The organism is Wolbachia endosymbiont (group B) of Philonthus cognatus (genome assembly GCF_947179345.1).
In the GTDB taxonomy this organism is placed as follows: domain Bacteria; phylum Pseudomonadota; class Alphaproteobacteria; order Rickettsiales; family Anaplasmataceae; genus Wolbachia.
Genome location: NZ_CAMXBG010000002.1, coordinates 255,399 through 273,453 on the forward strand (window position 1 = coordinate 255,399; position 18,055 = coordinate 273,453).

At 34.7% G+C, this 18,055-nt stretch carries 12 protein-coding genes; 8 read left to right on the forward strand and 4 right to left on the reverse strand.

Going from position 1 to position 18,055, the window contains the following annotated elements:
• The first annotated feature begins 3 nt into the window (after positions 1–3).
• The 7 genes from nuoG to uvrC all read left to right on the forward strand — a co-directional run bounded on the left by nuoG (position 4) and on the right by uvrC (position 10,704).
• A complete protein-coding gene (gene nuoG / locus ONG78_RS03170) occupies positions 4–2,052 on the forward strand; it encodes an NADH-quinone oxidoreductase subunit NuoG (RefSeq protein ID WP_264374575.1) in 2,049 nt (682 codons plus the stop codon).
• 416 nt (positions 2,053–2,468) lie between these two features.
• On the forward strand, positions 2,469–3,494 hold the full coding sequence (gene nuoH, locus ONG78_RS03175) for an NADH-quinone oxidoreductase subunit NuoH (protein WP_264374576.1): 1,026 nt from the start codon (positions 2,469–2,471) through the stop codon (positions 3,492–3,494).
• On the forward strand, positions 3,487–4,485 hold the full coding sequence (gene hemB / locus ONG78_RS03180; RefSeq protein ID WP_010404406.1) for a porphobilinogen synthase: 999 nt from the start codon (positions 3,487–3,489) through the stop codon (positions 4,483–4,485). The genes nuoH and hemB overlap by 8 nt, the downstream gene beginning before the upstream one ends.
• A 663-nt stretch (positions 4,486–5,148) precedes the next feature.
• Positions 5,149–5,907 (forward strand): phosphatidylglycerophosphatase, encoded by a 759-nt coding sequence (locus ONG78_RS03185; protein WP_264374577.1) that lies wholly within the window; start codon positions 5,149–5,151, stop codon positions 5,905–5,907.
• Between the two features lie 44 nt (positions 5,908–5,951).
• Positions 5,952–6,791, forward strand: coding sequence for a glycine--tRNA ligase subunit alpha (locus tag ONG78_RS03190; protein ID WP_264374578.1), 840 nt, complete (start codon positions 5,952–5,954; stop codon positions 6,789–6,791).
• A 3-nt stretch (positions 6,792–6,794) separates the two neighbouring features.
• Positions 6,795–8,903 (forward strand): glycine--tRNA ligase subunit beta, encoded by a 2,109-nt coding sequence (gene glyS, locus ONG78_RS03195; RefSeq protein WP_264377650.1) that lies wholly within the window; start codon positions 6,795–6,797, stop codon positions 8,901–8,903.
• Positions 8,887–10,704 (forward strand): excinuclease ABC subunit UvrC, encoded by a 1,818-nt coding sequence (gene uvrC, locus ONG78_RS03200; protein WP_264377651.1) that lies wholly within the window; start codon positions 8,887–8,889, stop codon positions 10,702–10,704. Before glyS ends, uvrC begins: the two co-directional genes overlap by 17 nt.
• Positions 10,705–10,715: 11 nt before the next feature.
• On the opposite strand, the gene ONG78_RS03205 is transcribed toward uvrC, so the two are convergent.
• Positions 10,716–11,207, reverse strand: coding sequence for a Smr/MutS family protein (locus ONG78_RS03205; RefSeq protein WP_264374581.1), 492 nt, complete (start codon positions 11,205–11,207; stop codon positions 10,716–10,718).
• A 92-nt stretch (positions 11,208–11,299) separates the two neighbouring features.
• Between ONG78_RS03205 and rlmB the strand changes: the two genes are divergently transcribed.
• The gene (gene rlmB / locus ONG78_RS03210) at positions 11,300–12,067 is read left to right on the forward strand and encodes a 23S rRNA (guanosine(2251)-2'-O)-methyltransferase RlmB (protein WP_264377652.1); all 768 of its coding nucleotides are present in this window, start codon (positions 11,300–11,302) and stop codon (positions 12,065–12,067) included.
• Positions 12,068–12,133: 66 nt separating this feature from the next.
• On the opposite strand, the gene ONG78_RS03215 is transcribed toward rlmB, so the two are convergent.
• The 3 genes from ONG78_RS03215 to ONG78_RS03225 form a co-directional block, all read right to left on the reverse strand.
• Positions 12,134–13,372, reverse strand: a complete 1,239-nt coding sequence (locus tag ONG78_RS03215; protein ID WP_019078875.1) for an IS256 family transposase — start codon at positions 13,370–13,372, stop codon at positions 12,134–12,136.
• A gap of 137 nt (positions 13,373–13,509) precedes the next feature.
• Positions 13,510–14,253, reverse strand: a complete 744-nt coding sequence (locus ONG78_RS03220) for a hypothetical protein (RefSeq protein WP_264377653.1) — start codon at positions 14,251–14,253, stop codon at positions 13,510–13,512.
• Between the two features lie 299 nt (positions 14,254–14,552).
• Complete coding sequence (locus ONG78_RS03225; protein WP_264377654.1) at positions 14,553–18,053, reverse strand: peptidase M2; 3,501 nt, start codon at positions 18,051–18,053, stop codon at positions 14,553–14,555.
• Positions 18,054–18,055 lie beyond the last annotated feature (2 nt).

Here is an 18,055-nt window from a genome sequence, read left to right on the forward strand (position 1 = left end):
GTTGTGGTTAAAGTTACTATTAATTCTAAGGAATGTGAAGTAGAGCATGGGCTCACTATAATTCAAGCTTGTGAAGTTGTGGGCGTTGAAGTTCCGCGATTTTGTTATCATGAGCGTTTAGCAATTGCTGGTAACTGCAGAATGTGTTTGGTTGAAGTTGAGGGTGGCCCTCCAAAACCAGTAGCTTCTTGTGCAATGCCAGTTGCAGAGGGTATGGTTATTCACACGGATACTCCCAAGGTAAAAAAGGCGCGTGAAGGAGTGCTCGAATTTTTACTAATTAATCATCCACTTGATTGTCCAATTTGTGATCAAGGTGGTGAGTGCGATTTGCAAGATATAACAATGGCTTATGGGAAAGGAATAAGCAGACTTGATGAGCATAAAAGAGCTGTGCCAAAAAAACATTTTGGTCCACTGATTGAGACTGCGATGAATCGATGCATTCATTGTACTCGATGTGTTAGATTTTTGTCTGATGTTGCAGGTACAAATGAACTTGGAGGAATCGGAAGGGGAGAAAATGTAGAGATTAGCACTTACATAAAAAGGCATATTAGTTCTGAATTATCTGGAAATATCATAGATCTCTGCCCGGTAGGGGCTTTAACTTCAAAGCCTTACTCCTTTACAGCGCGTCCATGGGAGCTATCACATTGTGAGACTATAGATGTGCTAGATGCTGTGGGAAGTAGCATTAGAGTTGATTATCGTGGCCTGGAAGTTATGCGAATATTACCAAGGCTGAGCGAAGAGGTAAATGAAGAATGGATATCAGATAAAACCCGTTTTGCCTATGATGGACTAAAAGTTCAGCGTCTTGATCAACCTTATGTAAAAAAAGATGGTAAATTAGCCCCAGTTGATTGGAATGAAGCACTAACTGTTGCTGCAAAGAAATTAAAGAATACAAAATCAAATAAAATAGCTGCAATTGCAGGTGATTTAGCAGATTGTGAGTCTATGCTTCTACTCAAAGAAGTGATGCAGAAGCTCGGCTCGGGGAATATAGATTGTAGGCAAGATGGAGCAAAGCTTATATCAAATAATCGTGGGTCATATGTATTCAACACCACTATTGAGGGTATAGAAAATGCAGATTTATGTCTGCTTATAAATACAAATCCAAGAATAGAAGCACCAATAATTAACGCAAGATTGAGAAAGAGATATTTACAAGGTAATTTCACTATTGCAAATATTGGTCCTAATCTTGAATATCTATATAATGTTGAAAGATTAGGTGATGGTCCAAACGTTCTAAAAGAAATAGAAGAGGGAAATCACAAATTCTGCGAGTTACTGAGTGCGGCTCAGAACCCTATGCTAATTATCGGTCAAGATGCATTAATAAGAGATGATTCTGAATCAGTTTTAGCTCTAGCTGGCAAAATTGCAGAAAAATTTAACATGATCAGAGATGACTGGAATGGCTTTAACGTACTGCATAAGGCTGCAGCAAGGGTTGGTGGACTCGATATTGGATTTGTTCCTAGCAAAGGTGGAAAAGACATTAATCAGATGCTAAAACAGGCAGAAAGTGGTGAGATAGAAGTAGTTTATCTTCTTGGCGCAGATGAAATTGATATATCAAAGTTAGAAAGTACATTTGTAATTTATCAAGGCCATCATGGTGATAGTGGAGCACACATAGCAGATGTTATTCTACCTGGAGCTGCTTACACAGAGAAATATGCAACTTATGTAAATACTGAAGGGCGAGTACAGAGAACAAATTTAGCTGTTTTTCCTCCTGGTGAAGCAAAGGAAGATTGGTTGATTATAAAAAATTTATCCCAATATTTGGGCCTTTCCTTACTATACGATAATTTATTTGATGTGAGGAAGAAATTATACACTATTGGTCCACAGTTTAGAGATCTTGACCAAGTGGTGAAAAACAAATGGGTACCAATTACCTGTGATGAAATAAAATTAAGTAATATCTCTTTCACTCTAAAAAAGTGTAATTTTTATATGACAGACTCAATAAGTCGCGCTTCAAAAATAATGGCAGATTGTACTAAGAATTTTTATGAACACTCTACTTAATATTTTATTTATTCTAACACCATTATTACTAATAATTCTGGTATATTTTCAACGAAAATTAAACTCTATATTTTTGTGTAAAGAACAAAATACATTAGAAAAACAGTTCGTTTATAAGCTAGTTGATTTTATCAATGATATTATTGCACTATTTACGGAAGGATATGTATGGATGGCAATAACATTTATTATAGTTACCGAGGGAAGAGGGAATTATTTGCCTCTCACAATGATCTTAATTATGATGTCACTAGTGTCATTCATATGCATATCATTTTACTATTCTATTAAGCTAAATGCTGTACAGAAAAGTGTTGTCCTATTGATTTCAATAGGGACATTGTCTTTTGTGTCTAGAGCATTTGCTGTATTTTTTATTGCCACAATTATGAACTATTTTTTTGATTTAGGGTTGCATGTACTTGATATTTGATATTCTTTTTCTTCTTATTCCACTTTTGCTTTCAGTAGCATATTTAGTGTACTTTGAGCGTAAAGTTATTGGTGCAATTCAACTAAGGCATGGTCCAAGTGTAGTAGGGCCATTTGGGCTACTACAGCCATTTGCAGATGCTATCAAATTGATAATTAAAGAGCCGATAATACCATTTAGAGCAAACACCATACTGTTTATTATGGCTCCAATGCTCACCTTTATTTTAGCATTAATTTCCTGGGCAGTTATACCATTTGGAGCTGAAATAATTACAGAAAATGGACAGCAGGTAATAATCCCTAAGGTAATAGCAAATATTAATGTTGGAGTGCTTTATGTGCTAGCTATATCCTCTTTGGGAATATATGGCATTATTATTGCAGGCTGGTCTAGTAATTCTAATTATGCATTTCTTGGCGCTATAAGGTCAGCTGCTCAAATGATTTCATATGAAGTTTCAATAGGTCTAATAGTTGCTACAGTTGTTATTACAACTGGCACATTAAATCTTGGAGAGATGGTGGTAGCGAAACATAATATGCCATTTTGGATTGATTTATTACTAATGCCTATAGGAATAATATTTTTTATTTCTTTGCTTGCCGAAACTAATCGTCACCCATTTGACTTACCAGAAGCTGAAGCAGAGCTCGTCTCTGGGTATAACGTCGAGTATTCATCAATGCCTTTTGCTCTCTTTTTCTTGGGAGAATATGCAAATATGATTTTAGCAAGCGCTATGATGACAATATTCTTTCTAGGAGGGTGGTATCCTCCATTAGAGCTTAGTTTGCTGTATAAAATTCCTAGTTTAATCTGGTTTGTTTTGAAGATAGTTGTACTTTTGTTTATATTTGTTTGGATTAGAGCTACAATACCTCGTTATCGTTATGATCAATTAATGCGTCTTGGTTGGAAAGTATTTTTGCCAATATCGGTACTTTGGGTAATACTCATTTCAGGAGTGTTGCTTTTTACTGGGAATTTGCCTGGATCCAATGTTTAATTTCCCAAATACAAGGTTAAGGCGTAGGCGCTCAGGCAAGTGGATTCGCAATTTAACAAGTGAAAGCACTTTATCAGTAAATGATTTGATTTTTCCCTTATTTGTTCATGACGGAGAAGAAACAATTGAGCCAATTTCTGGCTTACCTGATATCAAATGTTATTCAATAGATGGATTAATTTCTATAATTCAGAAAGCTAAGGACTCGGGGATTAATGCTGTTGCAATTTTTCCTGTAGTTGATAGTAAACTAAAATCTGAAAACGCCGAGGAAGCGTACAATCCTGACAATTTAATCTGTAAAGCAATTTGTGCTGTAAAATCAAATGTACCGGATATTGGCATTATTGCAGACATTGCACTAGACCCATACACTACTCACGGTCATGATGGCATTTTAAAAAGCAGTAGGATAGATGTAGAAAATGACGAGACTGTGTCAGCATTATGTAAGCAAGCACTTGTTTTAGCAAAAGCAGGATGCGATATAGTTGCTCCTTCTGATATGATGGATGGCAGGATAGGAAAAATAAGAAAAACATTGGATGATAATAACTTTCAGAATGTGTCAATATTGTCCTATGCAGTAAAGTACTGTTCTAGCTTCTATGCGCCGTTCAGGCAAGTTGTCGGTTCGTGCGCATCATCAAATTTCATCGACAAAAGTGGTTATCAAATGGATTATAGAAATGCACGTGAAGCAATCTGCGAAATCGAAATGGATATAGATGAAGGTGCAGATTTTATTATGATAAAGCCGGGTATGCCATACTTAGATGTAATAAAAACAGCAAGTGAAAAGTTTAATTTTCCGATTTTTGCTTACCAAGTAAGCGGTGAATACGCAATGATAAAAGCTGCAGCAAATAATGGCTGGCTGGATTATAACAGAGTGATTTATGAGTCCTTAATTGGTTTTAAACGTGCAGGTGCAAGTGCAATATTTACCTATGCTGCACTTGATGTTGCAAAAAATTTGGTATCTACTTAGCAGTGTGGAACATCTAAGTAGGTAGCTGGCCGAAGTGACTTGACAAACCTTCCCACTTTCCTTATCATATCAATAAGAGTATTTATCCTTGTTTTTAATCTCTGCAGATTTAACAACAAAAATTCAGTAAAAAACTCAGGTATATATTGGCAGATTACATAAAATTATAGCGGCTGCATGTCTTTTTTATTTTTTCTACATTCAGCCAAATCGCGCTTGTTAGCACATTATTACAATGCCAATTTAAATTATAAAATTCGCTATAAGGGGGTTCTTTTGCCTTTTTTTTTATTTAGTAAATTTTTTAATATTTTGAATTAGCTATACATACTGACATCATATCACAGTGCGTGACACTGTGATCCAGAAAAACTAACCGCAAATTGAATCATAATAAAGACTAGATTCCAGCGTCATGAGCTGGAATGACATCAACTTTTGAATTCCAGTTATGCAAGAGATCTAATGACGCAAAGGGGCTACTTGAATGACAGGAAAAGGAGCACTGGGATAGAGACAATAATATGAAGAAAGAAGGGATAACGGTTATTGGTAAATTTAGATCGTTTTTAACTATTTGCCTTTTTTCTATGCAAGAAGTGTATTGATAAGTCCATTACAATTCAGTATTGTGAAAAATATAAGTCAAGTGTTAGTTAGGACATGGGGATTTTTTTTCAATTTTTGGGTAAGGTGCTAGGCAAGGTTTTTCCTGCCAAAATAGTAAGCTCTTTTTTAGGAGTAGGATATTTACCGGGTTGGCAGCATTATTGGTCTTCTTTTCTAATATTATTTATTACCGACATTATATTAATGCTTACATACGGAGGTGATTTTATACTATATAAAATGCCGAATTCAGGCATAGTTGTGGCTGCTATTTTTACCAAGCTAGCAATAGTTATGTTAGTGCTGCAATTAGTTGGCATATCTATTTTTCATACTCAAGATCCTTCAGCTAGCAGTGATGAGAATATAGTAATACAAATAGCATCAGGACAGGTGCTGACTGTTGCGCTTTCGATGCCGGCAATAATGTCAATTTATTATATTGTAAGTAAATTCTATCTAAGTATATGTAAAGCAATACTTCAATGTCCATTTTGGTTTAATGATCTTATGCATTTGTTCTTTTTCTTTATAATACCTTATTTATTTTTTAATATTGTAGAAGTAATAAAACCATGGCCGATAAGTACGATACAGCTTAGTTATAACAATGCAATATCAATCACATTTGAAGGGATTTTTCATGTGTTTTATGCAGTGATTTTATTGTACTTGACTGCATTTATATTCTGCGATCTGACTATGCATGATGCGATTGTTTTAAATAAAAGCATATTTGAGTATGTAAAAGAAAGTTCAATAGCCTTGAGTGACTATTTTCATGGCACTATTAAAAAAATAAGTATAGAATAGTACTTATTTGCTTATGTATTCAGTTTAAAAGATATACAGTTTGCGTGAATCTACAGGATATAATAAAGGGATTACAAGATTTTTGGGCAGATGAAGGGTGTACTATACTTCATCCATATACGTCTGAAGTTGGAGCTGGAACACTACATCCCGCAACAATCATGTCAGCGATTGACGAAAAATCAACAAAAATTGCGTATCTACAACCAGTAATCAGACCTGCAGACGGACGCTATGGCGACAACCCTAATCGTTTATATCAGCATCATCAATACCAAGTTATAATAAAACCATCTGGCAGCAATTTGCAAGATATTTACTTAAATAGCTTAAAAGCTCTTGGTGTATCGACAAAAGAATATGATATTAAGTTTATTGAAGATGATTGGGAAAACCCAAGTGTTGGTGCATCCGGTCTTGGTTGGGAGGTTACATGCAACGGAATGGAAGTAACACAACTTACTTATATACAGCAAGTGGGAGGTATTGACTGCAGAATAATTCCTGGTGAAGTAGCATATGGGTTAGAGCGTTTAGCAATGTGCATACAGGGTGTAGATAATGTTTACGACATAATGTGGAACGGTAGCGGTGCAACTTATGGAGATATTTTTAAACAAAGAGAGCGAGAGTTTTCTTACCTGGCACTTGATTATTATGATACTAAAGTAGTACAACAGCAGTTTGAGGATACAGAAAAACTGTGTAAATTCCTTGTTGAAAAAGAATTGCCGATAGCAGCTTATGACCAATGTATTAAAACGAGCCATCTACTTAATCTACTTGATGCAAGAGGTGTGCTTGGTGTGAATGAACGTACAGCCTATATTGGTAGAGTGAGAGAGTTAACAAAAAAATGCTGTGAATTATATAGAGCAAAGTAGAATATGTTGTCACAATTATTGTTTGAATGTCTTTCAGAAGAAATTCCATCAAGAATGCAGAATTCATCTGCAGCTCAGGTTAAGAGCTATATCACTAATGCTTTTAGTAAAAATAATGTGAAATTTGCATCTATAGAAGTTTATGTGACTGCACGTCGCATTGCTCTTTTTATTGATGGCATAAGTGCTTTGGAGCTAAAAGATTCTAACAATGAGATTAAAGGACCAAGAGTTAATGCACCGAAAAGTGCTATCGAAGGTTTTTTGAGAAAAAATCGGAAAGGTGAAGAAGATTTACTCATTCGCAAAGTAAACGATGAAGATTTTTACTTCATTAAGAGAGAAAGCTGCTTATTTAACATCAACGGGTTTCTCAAAAATCAACTGGAGGAAATGCTAAAAAACTTTTCTTGGCCAAAGAGTATGAGATGGAGTGAAAGAAAAGAGAGATGGGTTAGGCCAATTAAAAATATTCTATGTATTTTAAATGACGAAATAATACCTATATCTTTTGCAGGGGTTACAGCATGCAACGTGACGTATGGTCATAGGTTTCTCTCAGGTGATGCAGTACTTACTGTTAAAACACCCAAAGACTATTTTGAATTGTTAGAAAAAAATAATGTCATTCTCCAGTTGGACAAAAGAAAGCAATTTATACTAGATCAGATTAATAAGTTTACAAAAGAGGAGAACTTACAACTTGAAAAAAATGATTATTTACTTAATGAATTGGCAGGGCTTATAGAGTGGCCAATAGTATTATTTGGTAAAGTAAAATCATCAGAATTACCGAAGGAAGTAATACTTAGTATAATTAATACGCAGCAAAAGTATCTTGCTTTAAGTGATGGACAGAAAATATCACATTTTGTTACTGTTGTAAATGTTAACAACAATGAAGTTGTCAAAGGCCATGAAAGAATATTAGAAGCACGTCTTGCTGATGCCCAGTTTTTGATATCTCAAGACAAGGAGGAAAACCTAGATTACTATGTCAAAAAATTGAGCTCTATTTCATTTCATGCTTCGCTCGGTAGCGTAGAAGAAAAAGTGAAGCGTATTATCGCTCTTTCAAAGTATATAGCGATATTTATTCCACATGCTTCATTAATTAAAGTTGAACGTGCTGCATATTTAGCAAAGGCAGATCTTGCAACGTTGATAGTGAAAGAATTTCCGGGATTGCAAGGAGTAATGAGTGGATACTACGCTTCTTATTTTCAAGAGGATAAAGAAGTAGTGGAAGCTATAACTGAGCACTATAAGCCAATTGGATCGGACCAAGAATGCCCTAAATCTCCTACTGCGATTGCTGTAGCTATTGCAGACAAAATGGATAGTTTGGTTGGCTTAATTGCAGCAGGTGAGAAAATCTCTGGTTCGTATGATCAGTTTGGTTTGCGGAGAATGACAATTGGTATAATTAGAACAATACTTGAAAATAATTTGCATATTCCAATTAGATTGCTGATAGATAAGTCAGTATCTTTATGTTCAAGGCTTCTATTGAATAAAAATATAACTCCAGTTGATAAGCCAAGTGAAAAACAAATTTCAGAACTAGTATTTAAATTCTGCTTAGAAAGGTTCAAGGTTATTTTAAAAAATAGAAATATAAGGCAAGATGTTGTAGATTCAATACTATATAAAGTCGATATTAATGATCTGCTGAAAGCGGAAAAGCAAACTGTTATATTGGATCATTATCTTAGTACAAAAGAAGGTGAACAAGTTCTAGGCACTTACAAAAGAGTCAGTAACATAATAAGCAAAGTAAAAAAAAGTGATGGCACTACTTATAATGCATCTTACAGTAAGAAGTTTTTGATTGAAGATGAGGAGATTGCGCTATCAAATTGTGCTATAACTGCTTTTAAAAACATCAAACAAGCGATAGAAAATAACGACTTTAATACAGCGCTTGATGAACTTGCTCGTTTTGCTCCGTTTATCAATCAATTTATGGACAGTGTAAAGATTAACTGTGATTCTAATGAGCTTAGAATAAACAGGTTATCTTTGCTTGCAAATGTTGTTTCTACCTTTCATTTAGTAGCAGAGTTTAACCTTATACAGGTTAAACAATTGATAAATGCTCAGGCAATATAAGGAACAAATCAAATCATCTCCACAATCCTGTGGCGTTTATAAGATGGTTGGAGATAAGAATAAGGTTTTATACATTGGTAAAGCAAAAAACTTGAAGTCGAGATTATCCGACTACCTTCAATTCGAAAACCTTTCTGAACGAATCAGAGTAATGATCTCACAGGTTATTAAGGTTGAAATATTCATCACTGAGAATGAAATCGAAGCATTGCTTCTTGAAGCACAGTTAATAAAATCGTTAAAACCATCTTATAATATTTTGCTTAGGGATGGAAAATCTTATCCTTATATAACAATTTCTAAGCATGATTATCCAAGAATAGCGAAATATAGAGGTAAGTTTAAGAAGAATGAGTTTCATTACTACGGCCCTTTTCCATCTGCCGCTGCTGTTAAGAACACTATATTATCATTGCAAAAAGCTTTTCTCTTAAGAGTATGTTCAGATCAATATTTCTCTTCAACAAAAAGACCATGTCTTGAGTATCAAGTTAAGCGCTGTTCAGCACCATGCGTAGATAAAATTACAAAAGATGATTACTGCAAATCAGTAAAACAAGCACAAGATACTCTGCTAGGAAGGAATAAAGAAGTGCAAAGACAGCTATTTTCTACAATGGAAAAGTGCAGTAGGGAGATGAACTACGAGCTTGCTGCTGTCTATAGAGATCGATTGAAATTTCTTCAGCAAATTCAAATGCAGCCAATGGATTTTTCTTTTGAAGAAGATGCAGATTTCTTCAGCATTGTACGTGAGGCAGACTTAGCATGCATTGGTGTACTATCTTTCAGAGATAAAGGTAACTATGGAAGCATTCCTTACTTCATTGAGAATTGTAGTGATCATCCAAATGATGAAATTTTATCCACCTTTTTGGTCAATTTGTATAATCCAGTTAGCACACCACCAGCACAAATTTACGTTCCCGATTTTATTAAGGATAAGGAAATTATAGAACAAGCACTTTATGCTCTTACTCAAAAATCAATAAAAGTTTTGTATGCAAAAAATAGTAAAGAGCGTGATTTGTTGAATTTTATTTACAATAATTCTAAGCATAGCCTAGAGCAGAAGCTTACTGATTATAGAAATAACCTAGAAAAGCTCGAAGAGCTTAGCAAAATCTTTTTGTTACCAAATATTCCAAAGCGTATCGAGGTTTATGATAATAGCCATATATCTGGAAATCAACAAGTTGGTGTGATGATTGTTGCAGGGCAGGAAGGTTTTTTAAAAAGTGAATACAAAAAATTTACTATAAAAGAAGAAATTTCAGGTGATGACTATAAAATGATGAGAGAAGTGCTGACTAGACGTTTCTCTGGCAATATAAAAGACATCATTCCTGATTTTTTACTGATTGATGGCGGTCCAGGACATGTTTCCATAGTGCAGAATGTGTTGGAAATATTGAATATAAAAGTTCCTTTTGCTTGTATGGCGAAAGGTCATGATCGTAATGCAGGAAATGAAAGATTTTATGTGCCGGACAGAGAAGAATTTACTCTAGCAAGTGACAGTAAGGTCATGCTTTATTTACAATTGCTGCGTAATGAAGCTCACCGTTTTGCGATAACTTCGCATAGAAAAAAACGCGATAAACAGTTTTTTGCTTCACAATTAAGTAAAATATCTGGTGTTGGCAGTAAAAGAAAGAAGGCACTCATGTCTCATTTTGGTTCGGTAGAAAACATAAGCAAAGCTTCTCTAGCTGAAATTCAAAACGTACCTGGAATTAGTAAAGGTTTAGCAGAAATCATTCTTCAACACGTGAATTCTAAGAAAGGTACTCCTAAATAGGTACTCTAAAATTAACCTTTATTTCTTCTTAATAAGACATAAAAAGCTCCTTTGCCACCATGTTTTTTTATGGCTTGCTGATAGTATAAGATCATATTTCGAACTTTTGTGTCATTCAACCACTTATTTAAGCTATTCTTTATAGTGTCTATTTTATCTGTACTATTACCATGCCCCGTAATTACCAATAAGCACCTATTCCTTGCTTGATAATTTTTGATAATAAAATCTATCAATTTACAATAAGCATTATCTATACTATAGCCATGCAAATCGAGTTTATCGCTTATAAAATATTTGCCTCTATCGATCTTTAATTTTGTATTGTAGTCAAGACAAAATGATGAATCACCATTATCAGTATTAAGAAAATTTTCTTGTAAGCCAGAGATACCTTTATCAATCATAGATTTTATATTTACTTTGTGATCAACTTTCAAAGTAACTTTGCCACATTCTATTGGCTTAACATTTTTTTGCCAATCTAACTCATCGTCTGACATAAATTCATTAATTGAACTGCATAATTTTACAATAATATATAAACACAGTAAAATATTGCTTACTCTATAAAAATCTGATTTTTAATAATGAGATGAAATCATCAAAAGCTAATGAAAACTGTTGGATATATGGAAAGCACACTTGTATTTCAGCATTAAGAAACAAAAATAGGCGGTGTATAGAACTGTTAGTAACAGAAAATTTCTACAGAGAATTTGAGAAAGAAATTAAACAATGTGCAGATAGTAAGGGCATTAAAGCTCGACTGGTAGAGAACAAAATGTTCAATGATGTTTTACCCAAAGGTGTAAATCACCAAGGAATTGCTTTAAAAGTTACTCCTATTTTTCACAGCTTAAATATTGAAGAAATAGCTGAAGGTTCAGGTGAAAACTCTACTATAGTCATTTTAGATCAAATTACTGATACACACAATATAGGTTCGATTTTGAGAACCTCAGCTTGTTTCAACATTGATGCATTGGTTTTACCACATCACCATTCGCCGGGCGAAAATGCATCTATCGCAAAAGCAGCAAGTGGAGCACTGGATATTGTCCCTCTAATATACGTTACAAACATAGTAAAGACGATGGAGTCTTTAAAAAAGATAGGCTACTGGTGTTATGGGTTTGATTGCAATGCAAAGGAAAATATAGATGAAATAAAGAATTTTGGGCAAAAAAGAGTAATTGTTTTTGGTTCTGAAGAGAAAGGAATGCGGAGACTAGTTAAAGAAAATTGTGATTATCTTTTAAAAATCCCAATGTCAAACGTAATTAACAGTCTAAATGTTTCAAACGCAGCAGCAATAGGACTATATTCCATCTACATTAAAACAAAAATAACTGCAAATTAGTTGCAATAAAACAAGGATGTCATTCCAGTATGGGGAGTGTTAAATAAACTGTGTCAAACCGCATTTTTAATTCAACTCAATTTTCAATCTGTTCGGAAAGAAAATATCAAGTTGAGACACGGTTAATGCCCAATTTTGTACAGACATTGTCCATTTCTCTTCCACCTTTTTTATAGCACAATATACCTGTTTGTACAAGGCACTTATGCTGGTAAATGAGCCCTTGGTTTTGGTAAATTTTCTGATTTGTCTATGCAGGCCCTCAATTGGATTTGTAGTGTAAACCAGCCTTTTCACTGGGTCAGAATACTTAAAATAGCCAGACAAATTTTCCCAATTATTCTGCCAAGACTTTATAACCATTGGATATTTCGTGCCCCATTTTTCATCCAGCTCCAGCAAATAATTTTCAGCAATTTCCTTGTTTGAAGCCTGATATATTTTCTTCAAATCGCTCATAAAACTTTTCACATCTTTGCTAGACACATATTTCAGCGAGTTCCTTATCTGATGCACTATACATAGCTGCACCTCTGCATTAGGGAACACGCTATTTATAGCCGTAGGAAAGCTTTTCAGCCCATCTACACAAGCAATTAGAATATCCTCTACACCCCTTTCTTTGAGGTCATTTAACACACCGAGCCAAAAGTTAGCTCCCTCACTTTCAGCCAAATAGAAGCCCAAAACCTCCTTTTTGCCTTCTTGATCTACACCTAATATGTTATACATGCATTTGCTTACACACCGTCCGTCTTCTTTGACTTTGAAGAACATGCCGTCCATGAAAACTATCGGATATACAGACTGCAGCGGTCGACTGCGCCATTCATTTATCACTGGCAGTAATTTGTCGGTAATGCTTGATATCTCTGCCGCTGATATTTTGTGGTCATAAATTTCTTCAACATGCGATGCTATATCTTTGTAGCCCATGCCACTTGCAAACATACTCAGGATCTTTTTTTCAAGCTCAGGATGTAGATTAGTTTGCCTTTTCTTAACCGCCTGAGGTTCAAAACTCCCATTTCTATCTCTTGGCGTGAAGAGTTCAAATGATCCTGAACTTGTATTCAAAGTCTTTGAATTTCTACCATTTCTTCGGTTGTTTTCTTCGCTTTCAGTTGACAAATGGTTTTCTATCTCACCTTCCAGGCTCACCTCTAGCAGTTTTTTTATAAATGGTGTTAATGCACCATCTCTTCCTGTCAATGGTCTTCCTTCTCGTATAGATGATAAGATATTTGTTTCTAATTCTTTATAGTCTACCAAACCGGTAGTTCTATTTGCTATTTTTTGACTCATGTCAAACCTCCATTTTTTATATCAATTTATTACTTTACTTCTCGGTTTGACACAGTTTATTTAACACTCCCCCAGTATGTGATACTGGAATGACAACAGTGAATGACATCTTGCGATGTCATTCACTAGCACTTACATTACCAATTCCAAGAAAGAGGTGAACTTGAATCTGTTGGAATCTCGAAGGATGGCTGTGACACTATCTCTTTTATCTCATTTCTAAGCCATTCACTACCTTCTTGCCCAGCATCCGTGATAGCTTGCTTGAAACTGCTCTCTAGTACAGCTTTAGCAGCTTCAGTGACGTGACCATTACCATTTATAGCATTTCCTATTGTAGTTAACTTAATTAACTCAGCGTTTAAGTCAGCAGGCATCTTATCAGTCTTAGTTTGTATTGCAGTAACCTTATTTCCTAAATTAGCAGCATTTGTAGCAGTTTCTATAGCAGTTACTTTAGCTGTTAAGTCAGCTGGAATAGTATCAGTTTTAGCCTTTATAGCAATGACATCAGCTCCTAAGGTATCTGTAATCTTATCAGTCTTAGCCTTTATTCCTGATATCAGATCTGTTCCGACTTGAGTTTTTATGGTAACTAAGTCAGCTGGAATAGAATCAGTCTTAGTTTTTATTGCATCTACATTAGTTCCAATACCTAATAATGTAGCAATTGCACCTCCAGTCATGAAGTTTGTTGCTGTAGCACTGTAATCTATTTCAGCAGCACCATTAGGTTCATACTTAAAAGTGTTGAAAACATTAGTAGCATTGTCTACACCAAAGGTATACTTATTCTGTGCAGCATCTTCATAAATTATGCTTTTAATGTTAGGGGATGGTACATTTGCTCCAGAGTTGTCTTTAAAAGTTAAACTAGCCATATCACTTTCCGTTAATTATAAAAACCATAATGTGCATGAAAATAATATAAATTCCGTAAATACTAGATTTTGCATAAGATTTCCTTGAAGCTTTTCGCTTCAGAATTCTTCTCTTGTGATCTAAGTATGTAGCAGACGATGTCATCCTAGTAGCCCCTTTGGTGTTATTCCAGTGCTTGACACTGGAATCCATTTTTCCATCATAAGAAACGTTGATTACTTTTATACTAGCAAATTTAACTGGATGCCAGTGTCTGGGCATTGGAATAACAAAAAGAGGGCAGGGCCCTCCTTGTATATTAGATATAGGCTGAGTTATGATCGTGATAAACGTGATCGCTTGCGCAGTCGAACATTTTCACAAAACCATTCTCTAGATAGAGATTATATTCATGATGTTGATCTAATAACTCAAAGTTATCTTGTGTTTCTAAGCTGAAGTGACTTGAATCTGATAGCAATTCGTAATTTGGATTATCTATTTTACTAATGCTGCTTATTACTTTGCCATTACCATTTGATATAGCCAAACTATAACTATCACCATCCTTCATTATTTTGATGGATACCTTATCTTCAGGTAACACTATAAGCTTTTTCGTGTCACTATCGTGAATTAGAAATTTGCCATCTTTAAAGTAATACTTGTCTTCCGGCAAAGCACCAATCTTATAATCCGATGTATGCAGTTTGTTCCAAAAATCTAACACAGATTGCTTATCTGCTCCTTCTGCTCTATTATACAAGGCTTTCACATCATTATAATCTATGATTACATTTGCCTTATGCTTTCCTTCTACATCTCTATCATAGCTCTTTTCTATTTTCAAGATTGTGTCTTTCAACACTACCTGCTCTTTCTCCTCCACTGAAGCTGACCTTTTTGCCCTTGTTGGAATTTGTGGTTGATCAGACTGTATTTCACTATTGTCGTTTGATACAGTTCTCTCTTCAGCAACAACATTAGTAGTACTATGAACTTCTGTCTTAGTTTCACTTACTTGCCCTTTTGGACTTTCGGTTTCCCTTGTGTATATCCTTTGATAGTCAGTGTAGCCTCTATTAGTGTCACCGATATCGCCACTGCCTTGATCGAAAGTTATTTTTTTGCTTCCATTTCCCATATTCTCAATTTCAACTTGAGGAGAAACAGATGCGAGGAAATCATTATAGCTGTAGTTATAATCAGCAGAAAAGAATATTTTTCCTTTGAAGTTATGGAAATTATTAGATAACATTCCAATTTCTTCATCAGTATCACCATCAAATAGTTTTACTTTAGTGAAATATGTTTGATCTTTTATTCTAACTATTTCACCACTCGAGTTTCTTTGTATCTGATAATCATTTGGATCATGTTTAATGGTAAAAAGTTTACCAGGGGCATATTTTTCTAAGTTTATAAGGCCCACATTTATATGTTTATGAGAATAATCTCTCTTTTCATATTCATGTGCAAATACTGGGTCAATATATTTGTATTCGTCTGGTATGCTACTGTATTCTCTTCCTTCAGAATCAGATGGTGCTAATTTATATTCTCCATCTTTTTCCACCAATTTTAGGTGAGTAATATTGCCTGGCAATTGAAACCTTACGTTTTTTCCATGATCATGAATGAACAAGTTACTTTCATTTATAACTTCACCTCTTTCATTTTTCATCTCTTCAGTGATATAGAAGCCCATATTTTTGAATGCATGTAGATTTTCGCCTTCTTGCTTTACAATCGCTTCGTATACATCGTCGTCTGTCCTATCTGTTCCCTTATTATCCAGTAATGTTCCTTTTTCCACGATTACTCCTTTTGCCTTTTGCTCATCAGAATATTGAGCATGCTTTGAATCCTGATGATTTAGAATTTTGGTCCCTCTAAGAAGCAGAGAATCTAAATCTTTTTGAATGTGTCCAGTGCTAGGATGCAACAATTCATTTTCATGTAAATGTGCTTCATCAAAGTATTCATCACGTTCAACTGTTCTGCCATCTATCAGAGAAGCTTTATAATGACCATTTTCTTTTGTAATAGCCATATAAGCACCACCGTCATATTGAGTATTCAAGTTGTGCAATATGTCCTCAAAAACAAAAGTTTCTTTAGTTTGACCTTCAACTTGCTTAAAAAAGCCCGATTCGCTCGACAACTCTCCAAGCTTTGTATTCCCATCATATATAGATAGTGCACCCATATCTCCGTGACCAAGAGCTTTGATAGAGAAAACTTTACCTTCTTGTAGATTAATATGAGCACCTCTGATTAGGTTTGGATCGATATTAACCATCTCTTCTAACATCTTTTCTACGTCAATGTTCTGAGTTTCTTTTACTTGTTTCAAGCCAGCGTTTATGGTTTTATCAAGCAAATCATCTTTCAGTTGTGTATATTTGTCCTGTGTAGCATTATATAATCTCTTATCTTCATTATGATAATTAGTGCTGGCTGAATTGCATTTTTCTACAAATTTCTCATAAGAGATCTCTCCTCTTTTGTATTGCTCGTATGCATCATGACGCTGTGTTTCTTCCTGTTCACGAAGGCTTTTCAACACATCATTATATTTTATATCCTTCTGCTTATCTAAGTCTTCTTTCCCATCATAGTAAGATTTTCTAAGATCTTCACCATATTTTGATAATATCCTCAAAGCTTGCATTTTATACTCTTGACTGTTTTGATATTCATTACCTTGTTGATCAGAGTAAGTCAGCTTAACCTGCCCATCAGTAGTTTTTACTGCCTTTAAGAAATGATATTCCTTTGATATATCGAGGGTATCATTTGTTGCCCTATTAACAGCACGAGCATAATCGTAAAATGACACATGCTCTATAGCAGAGAAACTTCCAACGTTTTCTCCATCTATTTTTTCTATATTTGCTTTATAATACGATACATCTTTAATTTCTCCACCCACTATTTCTTGACCAGTTGCTATAAAATCTCCTTTTGTAACTTGCAAAGCGTTGAGATGTTCCATTGCAGTTTCTGTATCATTCTCAGCAAGCCAACTTTTGAAGTCAGCATCATGTCCTTTTATGTCTTTCAAGAAACTTTTTGATTCATCTGAGTTACCTTGACGTAAAGCATCTAGGTAGTCTCTTAATAAACTAGGATCTTTTTCCTGTAAGTACATTATCAACGCATGACCAGTTTTATACACTAAACTGTTTTCTTCACCATTGGCTGAGTATTGTAAATTTAAAATTACACCTAGATCCAAATTTGCGGCTTCAGTTTTATCAATGCTTGACCCTTGAGCATTGAACTTGTGATCTGAATGATGTTCAAAGTAATCTGCAATTCCCTCCATTAATACTGTAGGTAGAGATTTTCCTCCTGTAGCCAAGTAAGTTAAACCATGTGCAAATTCATGCTGAAGGTTATGAACGCCACCTTGCTGATAGACATACATCTCAGCAAAAATATCAGCTTCTCCTTTGTAGTAACATTTACCACCTTCATCTCCAAGGTAAGAACCAAAACGTTCGCTTCCACCAAGGTGAGTGTAATCAGCCTTATCATCAAACACATAAATTTTGAATGTTTGTTCTGAGCTACCAGGCTCCAGCTTAAATGCATCTTTAAAATTAGTAGCTGTTTCTCTTATCTCACTTTCAATGTGAGCAACTTTACTTGTTCTTAAATCATGATAATGAACCTCTACTTTGATATTTAAATCTTTAACTTCTATGATATGCTTATTGTTAAAATATTCTTCTTTAGTTATATTTTTATTTACTTGTTGACTGATTGTCATAACTTTAACCTCTAATTTATTAGTCTCCACAATATCAAGCATAA